At 43.7% G+C, this 19278-nt stretch carries 8 protein-coding genes; 7 read left to right on the top strand and 1 reads right to left on the bottom strand.

Going from position 1 to position 19278, the window contains the following annotated elements:
• Positions 1-70: 70 nt before the first annotated feature.
• The 6 genes from MJZ25_13025 to MJZ25_13000 are packed head-to-tail and all read left to right on the top strand — an operon-like array spanning position 71 to position 18135.
• Positions 71-712 (top strand): hypothetical protein, encoded by a 642-nt coding sequence (locus MJZ25_13025; GenBank protein ID MCQ2125096.1) that lies wholly within the window; start codon positions 71-73, stop codon positions 710-712.
• Positions 712-2757 (top strand): hypothetical protein, encoded by a 2046-nt coding sequence (locus tag MJZ25_13020; protein MCQ2125095.1) that lies wholly within the window; start codon positions 712-714, stop codon positions 2755-2757. The genes MJZ25_13025 and MJZ25_13020 overlap by 1 nt, the downstream gene beginning before the upstream one ends.
• A gap of 10 nt (positions 2758-2767) precedes the next feature.
• Positions 2768-3658, top strand: coding sequence for a hypothetical protein (locus tag MJZ25_13015; GenBank protein MCQ2125094.1), 891 nt, complete (start codon positions 2768-2770; stop codon positions 3656-3658).
• 10 nt (positions 3659-3668) lie between these two features.
• The gene (locus tag MJZ25_13010; GenBank protein ID MCQ2125093.1) at positions 3669-6008 is read left to right on the top strand and encodes a hypothetical protein; all 2340 of its coding nucleotides are present in this window, start codon (positions 3669-3671) and stop codon (positions 6006-6008) included.
• A 10-nt stretch (positions 6009-6018) separates the two neighbouring features.
• Entirely contained in the window at positions 6019-16014 is a 9996-nt protein-coding gene (locus tag MJZ25_13005) for a hypothetical protein (GenBank protein ID MCQ2125092.1), read from the top strand.
• A gap of 3 nt (positions 16015-16017) precedes the next feature.
• The gene (locus MJZ25_13000) at positions 16018-18135 is read left to right on the top strand and encodes a hypothetical protein (protein MCQ2125091.1); all 2118 of its coding nucleotides are present in this window, start codon (positions 16018-16020) and stop codon (positions 18133-18135) included.
• Between the two features lie 37 nt (positions 18136-18172).
• On the opposite strand, the gene MJZ25_12995 is transcribed toward MJZ25_13000, so the two are convergent.
• Positions 18173-18808 carry a hypothetical protein gene (locus MJZ25_12995; GenBank protein MCQ2125090.1) on the bottom strand — a complete coding sequence of 212 codons (636 nt, stop codon included), beginning with the start codon at positions 18806-18808 and terminating at the stop codon, positions 18173-18175.
• Between the two features lie 124 nt (positions 18809-18932).
• Here MJZ25_12995 and MJZ25_12990 point away from each other — a divergent pair.
• Positions 18933-19278 (top strand): hypothetical protein (locus tag MJZ25_12990; GenBank protein MCQ2125089.1); only part of this gene is annotated, 346 nt, incomplete at its 3' end.

Below are 19278 nucleotides of genomic sequence, written 5' to 3'. Positions count from 1 at the left end.
ACTTACTGAAGCAGACATAGAAAACAACTCAGAAGCATGGAAAACCGTAAAAGAGTTTTATCTCAGTACCATGCTAGAAACCCTTACACGCACACCGTGGACCAGTGCCAAAACACGCGCACGGCTTGAACTTACTGAAGGCGCAGATAATCTTAGCGTATACGCAAATATGTACACGCTTCCGGTTGACTGCGCACGTGCACTGAAATTGAATAGCGGTGAACCATTCATTGTAGAAGACAAATATCTGTACACAAACGATGAAAACCCTATCCTTCTGTATATCACCAACGGAAAAATTGACGGTACCGTGGAAGTTCCGGCAGAACCACCGGCCACCAACGAACCCAGTAATAACAACGGTCCGGACGAAATTGAAGACACCACCGTCCCAGAAGGAGAGCCAAGTGAAGAAGAAAATAACGAACAGACGGAAGAACCATCTGAAGAAAATACGGACCCGGAAGAACCTGAAGAAGACATACCAGGGTACCGGACTTTGGAGTATGATCCGAACTTTTGGGAGTACGTTGAAACGCGTATTGCTTCCAAGATGGTACTGAAAATTACCGGAGATATGCAGTTATATAGCCTTCTTTTCAGCGAAGCCAGTGTTATTGAACAGACTGCAGCAAAGGCAAGCAAGGCAGCCGGAAAGAGCAAACCGGCAGGCCAGAACTACTGGACTGACGAAATTGTAGGGAGTATGTGATGCTGATAACTAACTTTGCAAGCGGTGAACTGTCTGAAAAATTATACGGTCGTGCTGACCTTCAGTCATATTATCAGGGAGCAAGCCGGCTGAAAAACTTTAACATCATCCCTACTGGTGGCATTGAAAGACGCAACGGCTTCAAACGCTGCGGACTGCTTACTGGTGAAGCAAGGGTGATACCGTTTATCATCAACAAAAGTACGTCATATGTAATCGAGATGGGTCCCGGATACATTGACTTATGGCTTAACGGAGTAAAGGTTGAGCCGACTGAAGCAGCTGACCACTACTTCTATAACGGACAGACTGCCGGTGAAACTACAGTGAACTGGCTTCCGCTTACACTGTCAGAAATCAGGGAAGTACAGTATGTTCAGGACTTTGACCGTATTATTTTTGTACACCGGAACTACCCACCGTTTGAATTATCACTTGCAAGCGGGTCCGCATTCACGCTTCAGAAACTTACTTTTGACTTTGAACCAAACATTGAAGTAATCGATGACTATGGCCAGTACAAGCCGGAAGAAGACCCGGACCTACCACCAAAAGATATTACAACATTCCAGACGCCAACCAATTACCCTGGAGTAGTTGCGTACTATCAGGGCCGGTTATGGCTAGGCAGTACAATCAGTAAGCCACAGAAGATATGGGCAAGCAGTGCACCGGACGAGAAAGGTGACCGATACACGACTTTTGAAGCATTCAACCACTACGTGACGGTATCACGCGTAATTAAAGACCCTGACTTGCACCTGTTCAGCGGAAGCGTTGAGCAAGGCTCATTTACCATTACTGGCGTTACCCAGGACCTTAGAAACGTAATCAAGAAAGAAGCAACCGACTACTACGTATCTGCTGACGGTATCCCAGTAGGCACCAAGGTGGTATCAATCACTGAAGACACAATCACTATCAGTCAGCCGGCAACACGCAAGATAGATACAGAAGCCATCACAATTCAGTTATGGAAGGAAGCCGGAAGTGCTACCAGTGATGACTATGAGTACGACATTCAGAAGACTGATATGACAACCGCTGACAACTCATTCTACTTTGAACTTGCTTCAGACCAGAATGACACGGTTAAATGGACCTGCCCTTCACAGCACCTTATCATCGGAACTGAAAGCAGTGAGTACGTTGTACCGTCAGGTAGTGACGCGCTCAGTATATCCGTGTCGCTTCATGGGCGACATTCCAGTGATGACATTCAGTCACTGTACGTAGGTGAAGCAGTAATCTTTTTCAGCCAGGGTAAAAGAGCAGTACGTGAATACTACTGGAATGAAGACTCAAAAGCATTCACTGCAAATAACATCACCATTGCAAACCCTGAAATACTTGAAGAATCTGAAGCCGTAGACTTTGACTACATGAACAATCCGTACTCACGGCTTCTTATCACCAAGAAAAACGGAACCATTGCAGTACTTCTGTACGAAAAATCTACCGGCATTATGGGGTGGAGCCGGTACGAACACGGTAAAGGAAAGGTGCTGTCAGTGGCCGTAGTACGTGGTAATAACGCCAGTGATACCATGTACGCTGCAGTCAAATATGATGACGCAGTATACATGGAAGAACTGAACCTTGATGAAACAAATCCGGTATACCTTGATAGTTGGAGCAAGTTCACTGCCGAAACGTGGCCACAGTATACAGATGACGCAATCGTATGGGACGGAACTACGGCAGTAAAATTGTCAGAAGTACCTAACAAAGCAGACCTGTACGTGGACAATGTATATATAGGTTATGAGTATGAAAGCCTTATGACCAGTATGCCGGTAATCAATAACAACGTTACCGGGCAGAAGCGTATCACAGATATTGTCATCCGCTTCAGCAAATCGTATCTGCCGGAAATCGTAAACCCTAATGGCGTAACGGAGCATATCACCGGAATTGCGGAACCATATAGCGGACTGCGTAAAGTTATCTATCCGGGCACAAGTGATTCAGACGTGTTCTTTACTATCAAGTCAAAGAAGCCAAACAAAATTACGGTACTGGCAGTTAACGCCAACCTTGCGTAAGGAGTAGACAGTGTGGTGGTTAGCAATCGGAGCTACAATCGGTGCTTTTAATTATGCCAGAAAAACAGCGAAAGCTGCGGACACTCAAAGGGCAAAGCAGGAAGAACTTGAAGCACAGAAGCGTGACGCTCAGGAAAAATACGAAGAAAAAGTACGCTCACTAAAAAACGAGTTTGATATATCAAAAGACGTAGCCTACGATAACGCAGCCCTTGCAGATAAGCAGCTGACGAAAAACGAAGGCTACTTGTCTTCTGATTATAACGCAGCACTTGAAGAACTGGGCCTTAGTCAGCGTCAGAACATCCTGGGGCTTCAGGATAGCATTATCGGTGCTGACTCACAGATGGGTAATGCGCTTTCAAGCCAGGCGTTATCAGGTACACGCGGAAGCAGTGTCATGGGTGCTATCGGACGGCAGAAAGCCTATATGGATAAGCAGTTAGACTTCAGCCGTAATATGGCAGACAGACTGTCAGATATTCAGCTCAACCGTGCTGCAATGGGGCTTCAGCAGTCAGCAGATAACATCACCGCGGGACGCTATCAGGCTAATGAACTCAGACGCTCATACCTTGAAGGCGGTGCAAACTACCGGCAGTTACAGAATAACCTGACCAACCTTGCAAACAACAACGCCATAGACCAGACTTCATATCAGCGTCAGATTGACCTTAACGAAAAGTTGTATGACATAAACAAGGCTGACACATGGGACCTTCTTAACAGTATGTTTACCGGTGCGTCAATGGGATATAACTTTGGGTCCGGCCTGAACAATTTCCAGTTTAACTGGGGTGATCTTTTTGGACAGAAGACAACGATAACACCGAACAAGTTAAATACAATCAACAGTACATACAGCAACATGGGCTATAAACCACACTTTGGCGTGCTATAAGGGGAAGTAGATGGCGGGAGATATTTTACAGGCTTTTCAGTCAGCAACACAGTTAGGTAATGCAATCCTTCAGCAGAAGAACTATCTGAACACGCAAATTGCAGAAGAAGAAATCAGAAATATCCAGTTAGACTTCAATGATAAGTTAAACGCCACCATGGCAGACTTATCACAGCGCGGTGACTGGAATAACTTTGACGAAACCATCGAAGACTTCTATGCACAGTACAGAAACACTGCTGAAGGCATGGTATCAAGCCCTTATGCGTCACGCATTGTAGGTAATTTTCTTGACCAGAACTACCAGGACACCAAATGGAAAGTTAACGCCATGCAGCTTCAGGCGCAGAAGAATGCCATCGTACAGAATGCTTCCAAAACACTGGAGCAGCTTGCTACTTCCAATGTAGATATGCAGTACGCTGCTTCAATGGGTGTAGACAGTCTTAACGGATGTCTTGCCAACGGTGCAATGGATCCACAAGCGTATACACAGAATGCCGTAACCTTCATTGCCAGTGCGCTCACCACAAAAGCAGAAACCACAGGAAGTGAACTTATCCGCAATGGCGCGTCATGGGAACAAGTTGAAAAGGCTGCTAAAGGCGTACTGGATGCTGAATATGACTTCCGTATCGTAGATACCAACTCATTCAGCGTGTATGAAGATACTGACGAATACGGTAACAAGGTAAACCGCATTGACCCAACAAGCGGTACCGTTGACGCCAATGGACTTGTGGACCGTAAAAAAATTACGGAAAGTACGCTGAAAAACCTTAAAGTAAAATGGGAAACAAAACGCAGAGAAACCCAGGAATACAACGACAACCGTATGGAAGAACTGTACGTACAGATAGCCATGGGAAGTGATGGCGACTTCAGCAAAAACCTTGCAAATGCAAAATCATATCTGTCACAGATGAACGCAGATACATTGCCGGATAAACGGCTGAAATACTGGGCAGATACGCTTAGTTCAGTAGAAAATAAAGCGTCATCAAACGAAACAACACCAAGGGGAAACAGTGCAGTAAAAGTAGAAACTGCAAGCAATATACTTAAAGACAATATGCAGCTTTTCCTTAATCAACTTGTTATGGGTACTGGCGATTATGACAACATTTACGCTGCGCAGAAAGCATTTACGATCATAAGTTATTCAGACTACGTTGATCAGATGAAGTCAGCCGGATATGACATGAATGAATATTCATATACTGACTTCATTAACGAAGGCGCAGAAATAGTCAACAGTTTTACTAAAGAAGCAGTAAAGGCAGGATATGTACCTAAAGAAGTTGGCGTAGAAATGGAAAATACCAACAAACTATTTGACGAATACTTCAGTAATCTTGCCGGCATAAAACCTGACAAAAATGGTAAGTACAGTGAAAAAGAAGTTGTAGACGCACTTTCAAATGCCGGTATCAACTATGAAGACGAAATGACAAAAGTTCGCACATTGTACTGGGATATTGTTAAAGAAACTGACTGGAACAGTCCTGACGCAGTAAAAAACGCACATGACAGAATGAAAAATCTTGTAGGTACTATTTATGTAGCGCGCGTAGATAACAAGAACGCATACAAAATAGAACGCAAATGGGGAGAGAGCGAAACAAGAAGTATTGCGCGTGTAGCAAATGCACTTGAAAAGGATGAAGCTGCCTATACTATCAACGACTCAGACGCATTATGGAGCGGAAAGCGCAATGCAGGATACGCCTACGGAGTAGAAGCAGAGCGTGAAAACAATACACTTGTTTTCTCTGCAGCAATCACCAAAGCCGTTGGGGATAACGTTGACCTGGTTGCACGTGATGAGTACTCAGCAACAGACGTTTCTGCAAACCCAGTATTTACTGACCGTAATACCGGTGATGAATACAAGGTAATGTCAGAAGATGGAGAAACATACTCTATCGTTAAGAGAAGTAAAGGAAGCAAAGACTGGGAAACTGTTACTACAGTAGGCAACGAAGGAATTAAGAAAGAAGACGTTGTAGGCGGTAATGCTATGCAGTTCCAGATTGAACAGACGCTTAATGGCAAAAATGATACAGGACCTACAGAGCAGCAGATTAAAAATGCAAAGACTTCTGAAGTTGTAAACGCGCTTGATAAACGTGGAGAAGTACCATACTTCTATGACGCATTCTTTAAAAAGAATAAGCTTAACTTTTTGGCACCTAAGAACGAAGCCAACTTTAAGGACTGGTGGAATGAAACTACTCAGCAAAAGAAACAGCAGTACATGGAATGGTTAAGGGATAACTATCCTGGAAGATACGAAAGTACGTTAAAAAACCTTCCTGAAGTATTCTTAGCAGACATGATGGGAAAATAAGGGGATATAAATGTCAGACGAACTCAAAAGAATTGAAACACCAACCGAAAAACTTGCACGTGCAAAACAGTTATACAACGCTGTAAATGAAGCACAGCAAGAAGAACTGGACACATATTTTGTACCACTCAACACGAATGAAAGGGAAGTAATTCAGAGTTATCTGGCAACCGCTTCTACACCTGAAGAAGCAGAAGATATGCGTTATAACGTTGCTTCTGCAATTCAGTATAGCAAATGGCTTGATATTCCGCTTGAAGAAGCATATAGCAATCTTTCAGCCCTTAACACTCAGTATATTGGTGGGTCCGACACCAAAACACCTAAATCGAACTTCATTGCAGTATCAGATAACTTCAATATCGGTATGCTGCAGTTAAAGCGCAATGATATTGGCAAAAAGCTGATGGAAGCAGAAAACAACGGATACGGTACTGTAAATGAACTCAGGAACGAACTTGCAGAACTTGACGCTAAAATATCTGCGTACTCAGATGAACAGGCACGAAGCCTTCCTATCGAAGCCTTAAAAACCGCAGCAATGTCAGCACCATTCACTACCAAAGGTATCATGGCTCAGGCAGCCGGATCCCTTCTTTTAGGTCCTATCGGTGGCATTGTAGCGGGCACACTTACAAGTTATGACGCAATGGTAGGCGAAGAATACCTTAACCTTACTGCTGATGGCCACGACCCACAACTTAGCAAGAATATCGCAAGTGTATCTGCGTTATTCCAGGGTATGGTTGAATCGCTTGACGGTTTGCAGCCTGCTTACGCTGCTACTTTTGGAGCCGGAAAGGCAGCAAACACAGGACTAAAATCGGCATACAACAACATAACTAAAACATTCTTTCAGAACGTATACACGTCAGGAGCAATGGGTAAAATTGCCGGTACTGCGGGGTCTGCGGTTGGTGGATATATCTGGAACGCAATTGGTGAAGGTAAGGAAGAAGTTGCCCAGGGCTTTATTAGCGACCTTGCAAAATCACTGGCAACAGCCATTGATAAATATGCAGAAAGCAATTCACTTAAAGACGCTACCGGTGCAGCGTGGACCAAACTGAAATCTCTTGACGTTGCAAATGAAGCAATCGAAAACTTCAAAGGCGGAGTACTGGGTGCACTTGTACTGGGTGTACCTAATATGTATTTTGACGGAAAGGCAACAGTAGAAGACTTTGCAAATGTAGGAAACAAGGCAGAAACAATCGATAGTAAGGAAGCATTCAAAAAAGAAACTGCCGACAGCCCTATTTACGAAGGAATGACCAAAGAAGCAAAGTCAGAAGCGCAGGAACAAATCTGGAATGCTTACGAACCACAGAGAAACAAACGCGCAGAAGCAGAACGTGCACTGGCAGAAGACATAGCAGAAGTAATTGATACTTCAGACAATGTAGAAGAAACCGTTACCGATGAATCAGGACGCGTGGTACGCGAAGATGAATACCGGAACGAAGACGGAAGCCTTAACTACGTGGACCGTGTTTACGACACTAACGAAGATGGAAGCACTGAAAATCAGCTTATCGTAAAAGGTAAAGGCAACCAGGAATACGGACGCATCATGTACAACGAAGACGCTGACGGTAATATCACTATCAGCGACTTCACCATGTCACCAACACGCGAAAATCTGCGTCAGGAAGTTTTCACCGACTTCGCTGAAAAGTTTGCCGGCCGTAATATCGAATGGGAAACACGCGGAAATACTGCAGCGTCAGTACGTGAGTCACTGGTAAACAACAATGTACGGGGCAGTCAGAACGGACTGAACTACTTTGCTGACAAAAACGAAGTAGCAAATCAGAAAACAAGAATGTCATGGGACCGGCAGATCCGTGAAGCAATTCCATCCATGACTTCAGAGCAGCGCAGTACCGGCATCGCCCTGGTAGAATCTTTTGCCAATAAGCACGGAAAATCCCTTGCAGAATATGACATGGATATTTTCAACGGAAAACTGTTCCTTGATAAAGCAAGCCGTGAAGCATACGAAACTGCACTTAGTCAGGGTATGAATCCCGACAATATAGGTGGCTATGTAGATATTGAAGAACTGGGTAAAAGCACAAAGGGCATTATCTACGCTGCAAAGAAAGGTGACGCTACTACTTTTGTGCACGAAAACGCACATATTTTCCGCAGACTGCTTACTGCCGATGAAATGGCGCAGGCTGAAAAACTGTTTAATGTAACCGACCATAACTGGACCAGACAGAACGAAGAAGACTTTGCCTATGCACTTCAGGGCTATGCTTTTGAAGGTAAGGCAGTAGGCGAAGCAGAACCACTTTTCCGTAAACTGGCACAGGCACTGGTACGTGTATACAATTCATTAAAGGGTAAGATTGACTTCAATCCTGAACTGTCAGACTTTATCGAAGGGCTTTTTGCGGACCCATCTACTGCACTTGCACAGGCGCAGAGAGCCGTAGAACAGAATGAACGCGCATCACAGAACCAGTTGTCAAATAATTCTTTACAACTGAACGAAAATGAAAGCGTAATCGATGACACAAATGCAGACGTATCAGAGCGTGTAGAAGAAGCAATCAACAAAGCCGGTGATGACGTACTTAACGAACTGTACCAGTTCATTGACGTTAAAGGTGCAATGAACCTGACGGACCGTGTAAAGACACTGTACGACCGTGCAGAAGAAATGCGCGATAACGGTGCAGATAAAGAAACCATCCGTAAGCTTACTGGGTACAGTGAAGGTCCTGACGGTGTATTCCAGTACGAACTTGATGACAGTCAGAACGAAATTATTGACCGTGACGGTATGCAGAAAGCCATCAACGCTGCTTCATTTATGAGCCGTGCAATGGCAAACCCTGGAGTAACTGCCCAGAATCTTGAACTGCTTCAGTACGCAATGGATAAGCAGCTTGAACTGCTGAACGCAGACAAGAACACTGTAGGAAAAATCTACAAAGCCGGTGAACTCTACACCGCAAAGCCGGAACTGAAGAACATCCGTGTAGGCTACGTGTATGATCCGCGCAGAATCCGTGCCGTACAGTTTGAAGGTGGCATTGGCGTAAACCTTGCCTACGTACAGAACCTTGAAGACCTTCAGGGTGCACTGGTACACGAACTGCAGCACATCATTGACCTTAAAGTAAATACAGCAGGATACAACGGTGACTTCTTTAGTGACCTTAACTACGCCATGGAAGCCGTAGAACTTAACAACAAAGAGTACTACGCAGACCTGGTAGACGATGGCGGTATCGTCCAGTATTTCCTTACTGACCCTTACGAACGCAATGCACACGCTGCCCAGAGAAGAATGAACCTGACTGCAGCACAGCGCAGAGCATACAAGCTCAGTGACGTTGTAAACAATAACTATCTGTTTCAGACGCAGGATACCGATAGTAATGGTATGTTAAGAATTAAACACGGCATTACAAAAGCAATCGCCATTGCAGACTATCTTGAAGAAAGACTTAACTCATGGGGATATGAAACACGCAGAGATGCTTCTACCCTTAGCAATAGTCAGTACATTACTATTACTAACTACTCAGAAAAAACTGGAAAAGAAAGTAAATACAATGTCGATGAATTAAAAATCCGTATTTCAGACCACGACCTTCCACCAAGTTATGATGGCCTTAACGGCTATGAAGACTATGATTTAAGAAGCGGAAAGAAAAACACCAACAGACCTGGTACTGGCGGAAATGCTACTACTTATGACGTTGCACTTCAGAACCTTTGGGACGAACTGAAAGAAAAACCAAAGTCTGATAACGTAGATATTAGTGACCTTCCGGAATGGGCAAGAAATATCGGAGATACTTACGAAGCATTCAAGGCTTCAGGAAGAATACCATCATTTATTAGTGAAGTTATGAATGGCGGATCGTGGAGTAAAAACAAGAAGCCAAACAAAGCTCAGCAGTACAAAAGACTTAAAGAGTTACTTGCGTCATCGGCTGTAGGCAACTCACTTGTAGATATTATATCTGCTTACGATGGCTTTGAAGACAATATCAGAACTGCTAAGGCTATTGAGTCAAAATACAATTCAAGCGAATCTGATACAGTTAGAGCGCAGTACGAAGGTACCGACCAGTGGATGAAAGCACCTAACGGAGCAGACACAAAACTGTCAGAAAATCAGTGGCTTCAGGTACGCACTGAATCATTCAAGAACTGGTTTGGTGACTGGGAATCAGACCCACAAAACGCTTCAAAAGTTGTAGACGAAAACGGTGAGCCGATGGTTGTATACCATGGAACAGAGCATAGCGGTTTTGATACTTTCAACTTTGAAGACGGTAATCTTTCATTCTTTACACCAAATAAAGCACAGGCCGTAAGTTATGCCGGCACTGAAGAAATTGCAATAAACGGAACGGATAAGCGTGGTATCTATGCTTCATTTATGAGTCTTAAAAATCCTAAAGTCATTGACTTTAACGGTGCTGACTTCCAGGGTTTTAATGAAAATGGCGATAGCGTAATTGATACGTTTACTGATGAAGAAGCATATAAGGCACGTGAAGAAGGATATGACGGAATCATAATCAGGAATGTATACAACGATTATGGTGACTATCAACATAACATAGACCCAAAAGAAGAAATGAAACGCAATTTCATAAATGATGAATACGTTTCATTCAGTTCGTCACAGATTAAATCAGCCACCGATAACAACGGTAACTTTGACGCTGAAAACGACTCTATTCTGTTCCAGGATAATGAAGATACTTTTCAGGATAGAGTAAACCAGACAATGACAATGGATAGAGCAAAAGAAATGATCCAGAGAACTTTTGCTGTATCCAATATCAAACAGTGGTATGACGGCCAGTATAAAAATGGAGATGAATGGCTTGCCGGAGAAGGCGTTGATGATGTAGCAATGTACATTGAAAACGAGTATGTGATAATGGATAAATATATCAATCCATTATACAAACAGTTCCAGGAATTGTATGACGGAGAAATGACAATCTACGATATTGTAGAAGCGTACAAAAACGGAACTCTTACCGGAAAGAAAAAAGAAGAAGCTTTTAAAAGCACTATCGACCTGTCAAAAGAGTTTGATACTAATGACGAAAAGTTTTATGCACCAAAAGAAATTGACGAAGATAGTGTAGAACTGCTAAAAAAGGCTTCACAAAGAGTAACAAAAACAAACAAAGACGAAGTAAACAAAGCAAGGGCTGACTTTGTAACAAAGGCACATAATATTGATTTTGCAGAAACAGTAGGGCTTACACAGTCTGAAGTAAACTCAAAAATTAAGCAGTGGACTTTATATCCAAACAAAGTACGCGAAGCATCTATGCGGTTTAATAACGGTGTTTCGCGCGCTAATCAGTGGACCGGCCTTGAAAACTCACATCTTCTGAAATCATGGACAATTACTGAAGATGAATTGCGTAATATGGTTAAAGGTATTGAAGGTGAAAGCTCTGAATGGCAGCGTAATTACATTGTAAGCACAATGCTTGCGCTTGATACTCATATCGACTATTCAGAACTTACATACGTATTCAATGATAAAACACCGGGGCACAACAACGCTGCCGGATATTATAAAGCGTCAGAAAAAACCATCTATATCAGACATGACGGACAGAATACTGTAGCCCACGAAACAGGACACTATATCGACAATAAATGGGGAAAAGAATTACTTGGCCGTGATGACTATCTGACCGAAAACAGATTTTTAGCAACAAAAGATATAGAAGATACTGACCTGAAGTCATTCTTTAACCACTTCTTTACTCTGCTTGATAGCATTGAAGACGTTGCTCAAGCAACAAGTGAATATGACATGAGCAGCAAGGAAGTATTTGCGCGCTTTGTAGCAAAGTTCACTGAATGGACAAGAGTACTGGCAACTAACAATAGATACCAGTTTGAAGATAAGTGGTATAAAGACAAGTTTACTACCGCACAGTTCGTTGACTTTGTTAAGTTGTTACAGGAAAAGTCTTACCTTGATAACAAGAAAAAAGAAAAAAGCATTAAAAGTACACCTATTCTTTTCCAGTATCTTCAGGACGAACTTGACGCAGATACACTGAAAGAAGCCGCAGACTTTACGTCATGGGAAGAATGGTATGAGTATGCTAAGGCAATGGATACCGATGGCGTATTGTCAGGAGCATGGGATGACGTATCAGAACAGAACTGGTTTAAGTCAGCATGGGAGTCAGCACAGAAAATCTATAACGCAGAACCGGCAGAAGACCCTGAGTTACAGGCAGACAAAGACAAGCAATTTGTAGAGCTTATCAAGAAGCCTGGATACCTTGAAGACTTCCTTGAACGCGCTAGGCGTTATATGGGTATGCAGCTTGATCAGCCGTCAGATGAAACAGAAGCTGCAGAGTTTGACCGTATCAGGGATATGCAGAGATTTACCGGAAATGTCATGGCGGACCCGGTACACTATACCAACGACCTGGATGATACGCAGAAAAAGAAACTGCTTACCATGATTGAAAGTTCACCGCGTGAATACCGTGCAATCTACGCTGAAGTATTTGGTGACGCCAACCTTGCAGTACCAGAAGGTATGGAGTACACCGTAGACACTTCAGTAATGCCGGAAGAAATGGCACTTGAACTGGACGCAATGACACCGGCACAAAGACGCGAAGCAGTGAAAGCCGTTGAAGATGAGCAGATCCGTCAGCAGATTGAGTCAGGAAGTCTTCCGATGGACGCTACACTTGACCGCTATATTAAGGTAGTAGACACTGACAACAAGAAACTGAAGAAAGAAATTGAAAGACTGAAGTCAGAGTATCGCGAAGACCTTGCACGTATCAACAATGCACAGAAGAAAGCATTACTTGAAGAATACGAACGGCTTCAGGAAATGGCTGCTGAAATGCAGGGCCGGAACCTTAAAGGCAACGGCCGTGTATCATCCGGACTTTCAGCCGGTGCTATGGCTACCAGTAATGTAGTAGACGCTTCCGAAAACGGAAGTTACAACACCGTTATGGACCGTATCGCAAGCCTGAAGAAAATGTTTGCCGGTGAACGTGACGCTGCAGCAATCATTACAAAGGCTGATGAAAGAGCGAAGCAGAAAGTACTTCAGCAGAAAAAGAAAGCAGAAGCAGACGCACTGCGCGAAATGAAGAAACTGCGTACCAATACCGTTAAGCGCATGGTACGTAAAGTATCCTTCACCAACGTAAACTACGATGAAGCTAAGAAAATCATTGCTATTCAGAACTTTATCGACCACTGGGTACGCAATGGCGTTAACTTGTGGTTAGGTGAAGCAGAAGTGACTGCCAGTGAAATCTATAACCAGTACACGATGGATAGCGACTTCCGTGATGAAGTAGACAAGACGCTTACCAGTAGAAAAGCCGGAGCAAGGGGGCAGCGCGTACTGCGTAATCTTAGGGACGCAATGTCAGACGATGAAGGACTGCCCTTCAGTCAGTGGACGCCTAAGATGAAAAACGACCTTATCGAAGCACTGGGAGCCAACGACCATGTAATCAGACTGAACCTTGACGCACTGAAGAAGCAGCGTCAGTCAGCAATCCACAGTTTCATTGCAAAGAACGGTACCGTCACTGAAGAAAACATGAAGACCGTGTATGAGTCACTGCCAAAGGATGTTATTGCACGTATCCGCTATACGCCAATGAATAAATGGACACTTGCTCAGGCAGAAGAACTGGCACGGTACATTGACGCCATCTACGAAGACGGAAAGAAGATTTACGCAGGCCGTCAGCAGTTACGCCGGGACAGATACGAAGAACTCAGAAGACGTATCCAGGACGCAGTTAAAGATACCGGTATCAGAATTGAAGACGATGATACACCGGAAGAAATCAAGAAGAAGCAGGAGAAAATTGCTAAAATCCTGGGACTCAGAACACAGGGTAAAGGTACTGCTGCTTCAGCTGCTGAAAAGCGATCCATGCGTGAGAAGTTCATGGCAGCAGACCGCGGAACCGGAAACGTAAGACGTTTTGCACGCGTAATGGATAACTGGACCGAAGGCGTATTTACTGACACGTTATGCTTCAGCGAATACATGGCATGGGATGATGAGCAGAAGGCTATCAACGAAAGAAGCCGTCACGTACAGGACTACATGAAAGAACATGGTATCACCATGGAAAAACTGGTAGAGAAGCACACATATCCTGGACTCATGGACGGTCAGGACGTGACTTATACCACCGATGAACTACTGTACATTTACATTGCCAACATGGACGAAATGTCACAGGCTGCCGTTATGTACGGTAACTTTACGACTGCCGAAGAAAAGGAGTCAGTAAAGCAGCATGAACAGAAGTACGCAGACAAGGAAGCAATTAAGTGGTTTATGGCCAATGCAGAAAACCGCTTCAACCGTGTACTTCTGGACGCTGAAAGAATCATCAATACTGACAAAGACCTTGCGGGACTTGTTCAGGTAATTGAGAACGACTACGAAAAGCAGTACGAACGACTTAACCGCGTATCTATTGACGTGTTCAACTCACCGGTTAACCGTGTATCTGCCTACGTACCACTGTACCGCCTTGAACAGACTGGCGATACCAACGAACAGCAGGTAGCAAAAGACATACTTGCCAATACTACCGGTACACCGTCAAATTACGTGGGACGTGGCATGACAAAGAACCGTGTAGAAATTTCACCAACTAACCAGAAGCCGGTCCAGTTAGGACTGTTCAAGACCTGGGCAGACAGTATGGAAAAGACAGAACACTTCATTGCCTATGGTGAACTGGTACGCGACCTGAACGCAATCTATACTTCTCAGGCAGCATCCGCTACACGTGAAGCCATTGCATCACGGTACGGCCAGGACGCAAACAACTATATTAAGGAGTATATCAACGAACTGGCCAACCCTAATAAGGGACAGCCGAAAACTGCACTTGATACCCTGGTACACGTTATGCGTGGACAGACTGCACCGGCATACCTTGCATGGAAGACTTCCGGTATCATCAAGCAGTTATGCACAAGCCCATGGCCGTTTATGGCTTATGTATCACCGGCAGAATATCTGACAGCCATCGGTGAGTTTATTAAAGACTATAACGGCATGAATGACTTTGTAAAAAGCCGGTCCGTATTTATGGCCAACCGTACTATTGACCCTATCATCGACCTGATTAAAGAAGCTCAGATGAACGCAGACAACAAGGTAAAAGCAAGTCTTGCCAGTTTTAATAAGATAGGTATGCAGGGACTTGAATGGGCAGACTGGGTATCGGTAGCACCGGGATGGTATGCAGCATACAAGCAGAAGACTGCTGAAATCGAAAAGGCACAGAAGAACATGGATCCACTGGCAGATGGATACAAAGACAGTGAAGCCATTGAAACAGAAGCCATTGCCTATGCAGATGACGTAGTACGGCTTACTCAGCCGTCAGGACGCAAGGCAGACCTATCACCGGTATTCAAGAACAGTGCTGAAATTGCAAAGATACTGCTTCAGTTCCAGACTTCACTGAACGTAATCTATCAGAACATCCGTTTTGACCTGCCGTATCAGATCCGTAATCACCAGTACCGTCAGGCTGCCGGAGCAGTCATCGGATACACCGCTGCCGGAATCCTTGTTAACGCAGTAGTAAGCGGACTGCTTACCGGGGACGGAAGCGATGATGAACCGGAAGAAAAGCTGAAGCGTGCCGTGTTCTATGCCACTACCCAGTTCACTGACTCAGTGCCGGTAGTAGGACAGCAGCTGACCAACGTTGTGCAGAAGGTACTTACCGGTGAAGGATACTACAGTAACAGTACTTTATTCCCGGTTGTAGACGTACTTACTAAAACAGTATCTGACGTAGCAAAAGACAACTACGCTAAAGCTGCTGAAGACTTTGGAGAAGGCGTAGCCTACACACTGGGACTGCCAGTAAGCGGAACAAAAGAACTGCTAAGAACTTTTGGTATCGGTGATAACGAAGAAGGTTTAGATTTTAATCCTGAAGCACTTTGGGGAAGGAGATAAAACATGACTCAGCAAGAAAACATGGCCGGCAAGGAACTGGTAGTAGACAGCATCCGTATTCTTAAAAGTAACGGTTTCAACGGAGCCGGAGCCGTTACTTACGACCGGAAGATAGACGAACTGGAGCAGAAGGTAACTGTAGTATCCCAGAACCAGGAACGTTATACGGATATTTCAGACGATAAGACAATCACGTCAGAAGAAAAGCAGACACTGAAAAAGGAAGTACTGGTAATTGAAACGGAGTATCCGCTTTTTATCCGGTCCGCAGAAGCAGCCGGAGTAACCATCACCGGTGAATATGTAAACTACATTGACGCGTATACATCACTTACAAGGTATCTTACCAACTATCTGCACGTATTTGACGATATGACTGCCAGTACTGATATTCCCAGTAGAAGTAATTTCAACGCGTACTTTCAGGTGTACTATGAATGCCGTCAGCAACTTCAGGACGTAATAACCAAAGGATACGCAGAATCGTACTCAGGGCTTACGGATCAGAACGCCATCCCAGTCATGGAGTTGTCAGCACCGGTAGTCATGGTAACCAGTTACACGGCAGAAACACCGGAATACACAGAGTATGAACCAGGGTATATATCATTCCACGGACTGCTGAAGCATGGCGAAGAAACACGTGCCTATGAAACACGCTTCAAAGTGTTCCGCAACGGTGAAGACACACCGGTATATCAGAGCAGTAAGGCAGAATTATCAGGGTCCTATCCTATTCCTATTGATACCACCAGTTTGCGCGTAGTCATGTACGACCAGTTAGGTAATATCATTTACGACAACGAAACAATTGACTTCATAACAAAGGAAAGCGGAACCACACTGCACTTGTCTAACAAGTACCAGACTTTTTACAACGGAAGCGTGAACCAATCGCGGGCAGCTGAAAACTATTTCCGTACTGTTGTAATGGGGTTTGACGGACTTGAAAGAAGACCTATCGACCTGGGTAAGTTCCCCGAAGTAACCGGACTGTCCTTCCGGGCTGATGGCGATAACATTCTTATTTCACCAACGGCAGAAATAGAAAGCAGTGGCGAAGTTACATTCAATGCTTTTGTTGAAATTACTGACGCAGATGACGGTATTGTATACGGCATCGGTGAAGGTGATGATGCAATCATCATCGGTATCCCTGACGGCCAGTACGATACTATCGTTATGGGTGAGTTTGATGGAGAAACGCAGGAAGTAGTATTTGATTATTCAAACATCGAACATGAAGAACTGCGCGAAAACCTTCAGGAAGACACCGGTAGGTATCTGGGATACTATTACAACTACCTTGATTTACCAAAGGCAAAGAACGGTGACTACATACTTTTTGTCGGCCAAAGTATTGACGGAACAATATGGAAGAATGGGCTGACGTATAAATGGAATGGCATTCACTGGGAAATTGACAACAACCCTTCTCACGAAATGGCCACAGTAACAGACGCACTAAAAGCGTCACAGTCATTACTGGGTATGGATCCAAACGCGATGGCTGTATTACTGGTAAACAACCTTGCCGTAAACAGAGCGTTAATCAATAAACTGTTTACCAATCAGATTGAAGTATCAGAAGATGGCTTTATTGCCGGTAATTACGAACCTGGGAAAAGTGGTTTTTATCTGGGAAGTAATGGCCGTGGAGAATTTAATGACGTTGAAGTGCGTGGAAAGGTAAAAGCGACTATGTTTGACGTAATTGTAGAACCTGGAGAAGAAACTATAACAAGCTGCGAAGGTTTAAATGAATATACTGACGCTGCAAGACGTAATCAGATTGAGTATATAACATTTGGTTTCTCAGGTAATGTCAATCTTGAAATCGTATATAACAAAAATACAAGTTTTGACTCTGAGTTGATGATATTAAAAAACAAAGATATGTCATCACCACTTATGTATATACCTGAAACATCAGGTGAAACAAGAACAAGGACTATAGAAAATTACGAAGTTCATGTAGGTGACTCTATAGGCGTGTATGGAATTATGTATAGCGGTGAGCCTAAGGGAAGGATACAGACTGCTACAGTACGACTAAACGCTTCAGAGTACAATCCTATTATAGACGTTGTGTTTACAAAACGAGAAACGTATCTAAGCTAAACAAAAAGCCATAGGTTTATGTCCTATGGCTTTTTGTTTATCGTACTTTAAACATATAACCGGCATATATATGGTAACTGAAAGACTTTCCCGCAATAGGGTTTCTGTAAGAGCCGGATATGACAGAGTTAGAAATATCAGCATTAGGCATATATGTAAAATCGCAACCTAATACAAGTTTGTCAATTAAAGTATACACATCAAGATTTAGTCCAAGGCCATCAATAGAGTCATAATCGTCATAACTATCTTCATCACTGTACAATTCAAGCGACACGGAAGGCGCAATGCATAAGCTATTTTTACTGTTTACTGGAAGATATGCAGCCACCCCAAACCTAAAAGACATATTGGGGAGAAACAAAGTATCTTTACAGTCAATATACACATTATTTACCTGCTGTCTGAACTTGTTCACAAAAGTGTAATTTGTCCTTAAATATAACCACGTGGTGTCTGAAAGATAGAAGTCTTCACCAAGATAAACTCCAAAGCCGCTTTGTTCAACCATGTAATCAATATCAACAATGCCATATCCGGTGTTAACTAAACATGGACCGCTTGAAGAAGTTTTGCCGTACTGAACTGCAAAGATAGCGTTATTCTTTTTTTCTGTAGCATACAAAGAACACAGAACGCAACAGGCTAAAAGTAAGGTTGTAAGTCTTTTCATGCCTTGAATTGTAATCCCACATGATTAAATCTGCCTAGTAGGGTATCTAACATACCTACAATTCGTAGCATAAACTTACGATATGAGTGATCCAACCACACCGGAAAATACCACCGGGCAGCCGTTGACACCGGCTAACATTAAAACTATCAATCAGCTTCCGCATCTTGATGACATTGACCCTGATGACGTCATCCTGGTTCAGGACGTAAGTCAGAATACCTACCGTAAAAGCAGTCTTCAGGCAGTAGTAGACCGCATGAACCCGCTGCAGTCAGTCAACCTTACACAGGCTGAATACGACGCCTTACCAGAAGCCGAAAAACTGAACGGAACCTACTACAATATCACAGATGACTCACCGCCACCGTATCAGCTGTATCTTGACGCTACCATGCCTATCGGCTTTGTGTATGAACAGTTACCGCCAACTCTTGACGAAGATGGCACAGAACGTACACCGCTTGACC

Source organism: Fibrobacter sp. (assembly GCA_024399065.1).
Taxonomy (GTDB): Bacteria; Fibrobacterota; Fibrobacteria; order Fibrobacterales; family Fibrobacteraceae; genus Fibrobacter.
The sequence above is the reverse complement of the archived record's forward strand: the minus strand, read 5'-3'. Positions and strand labels throughout refer to the sequence as shown.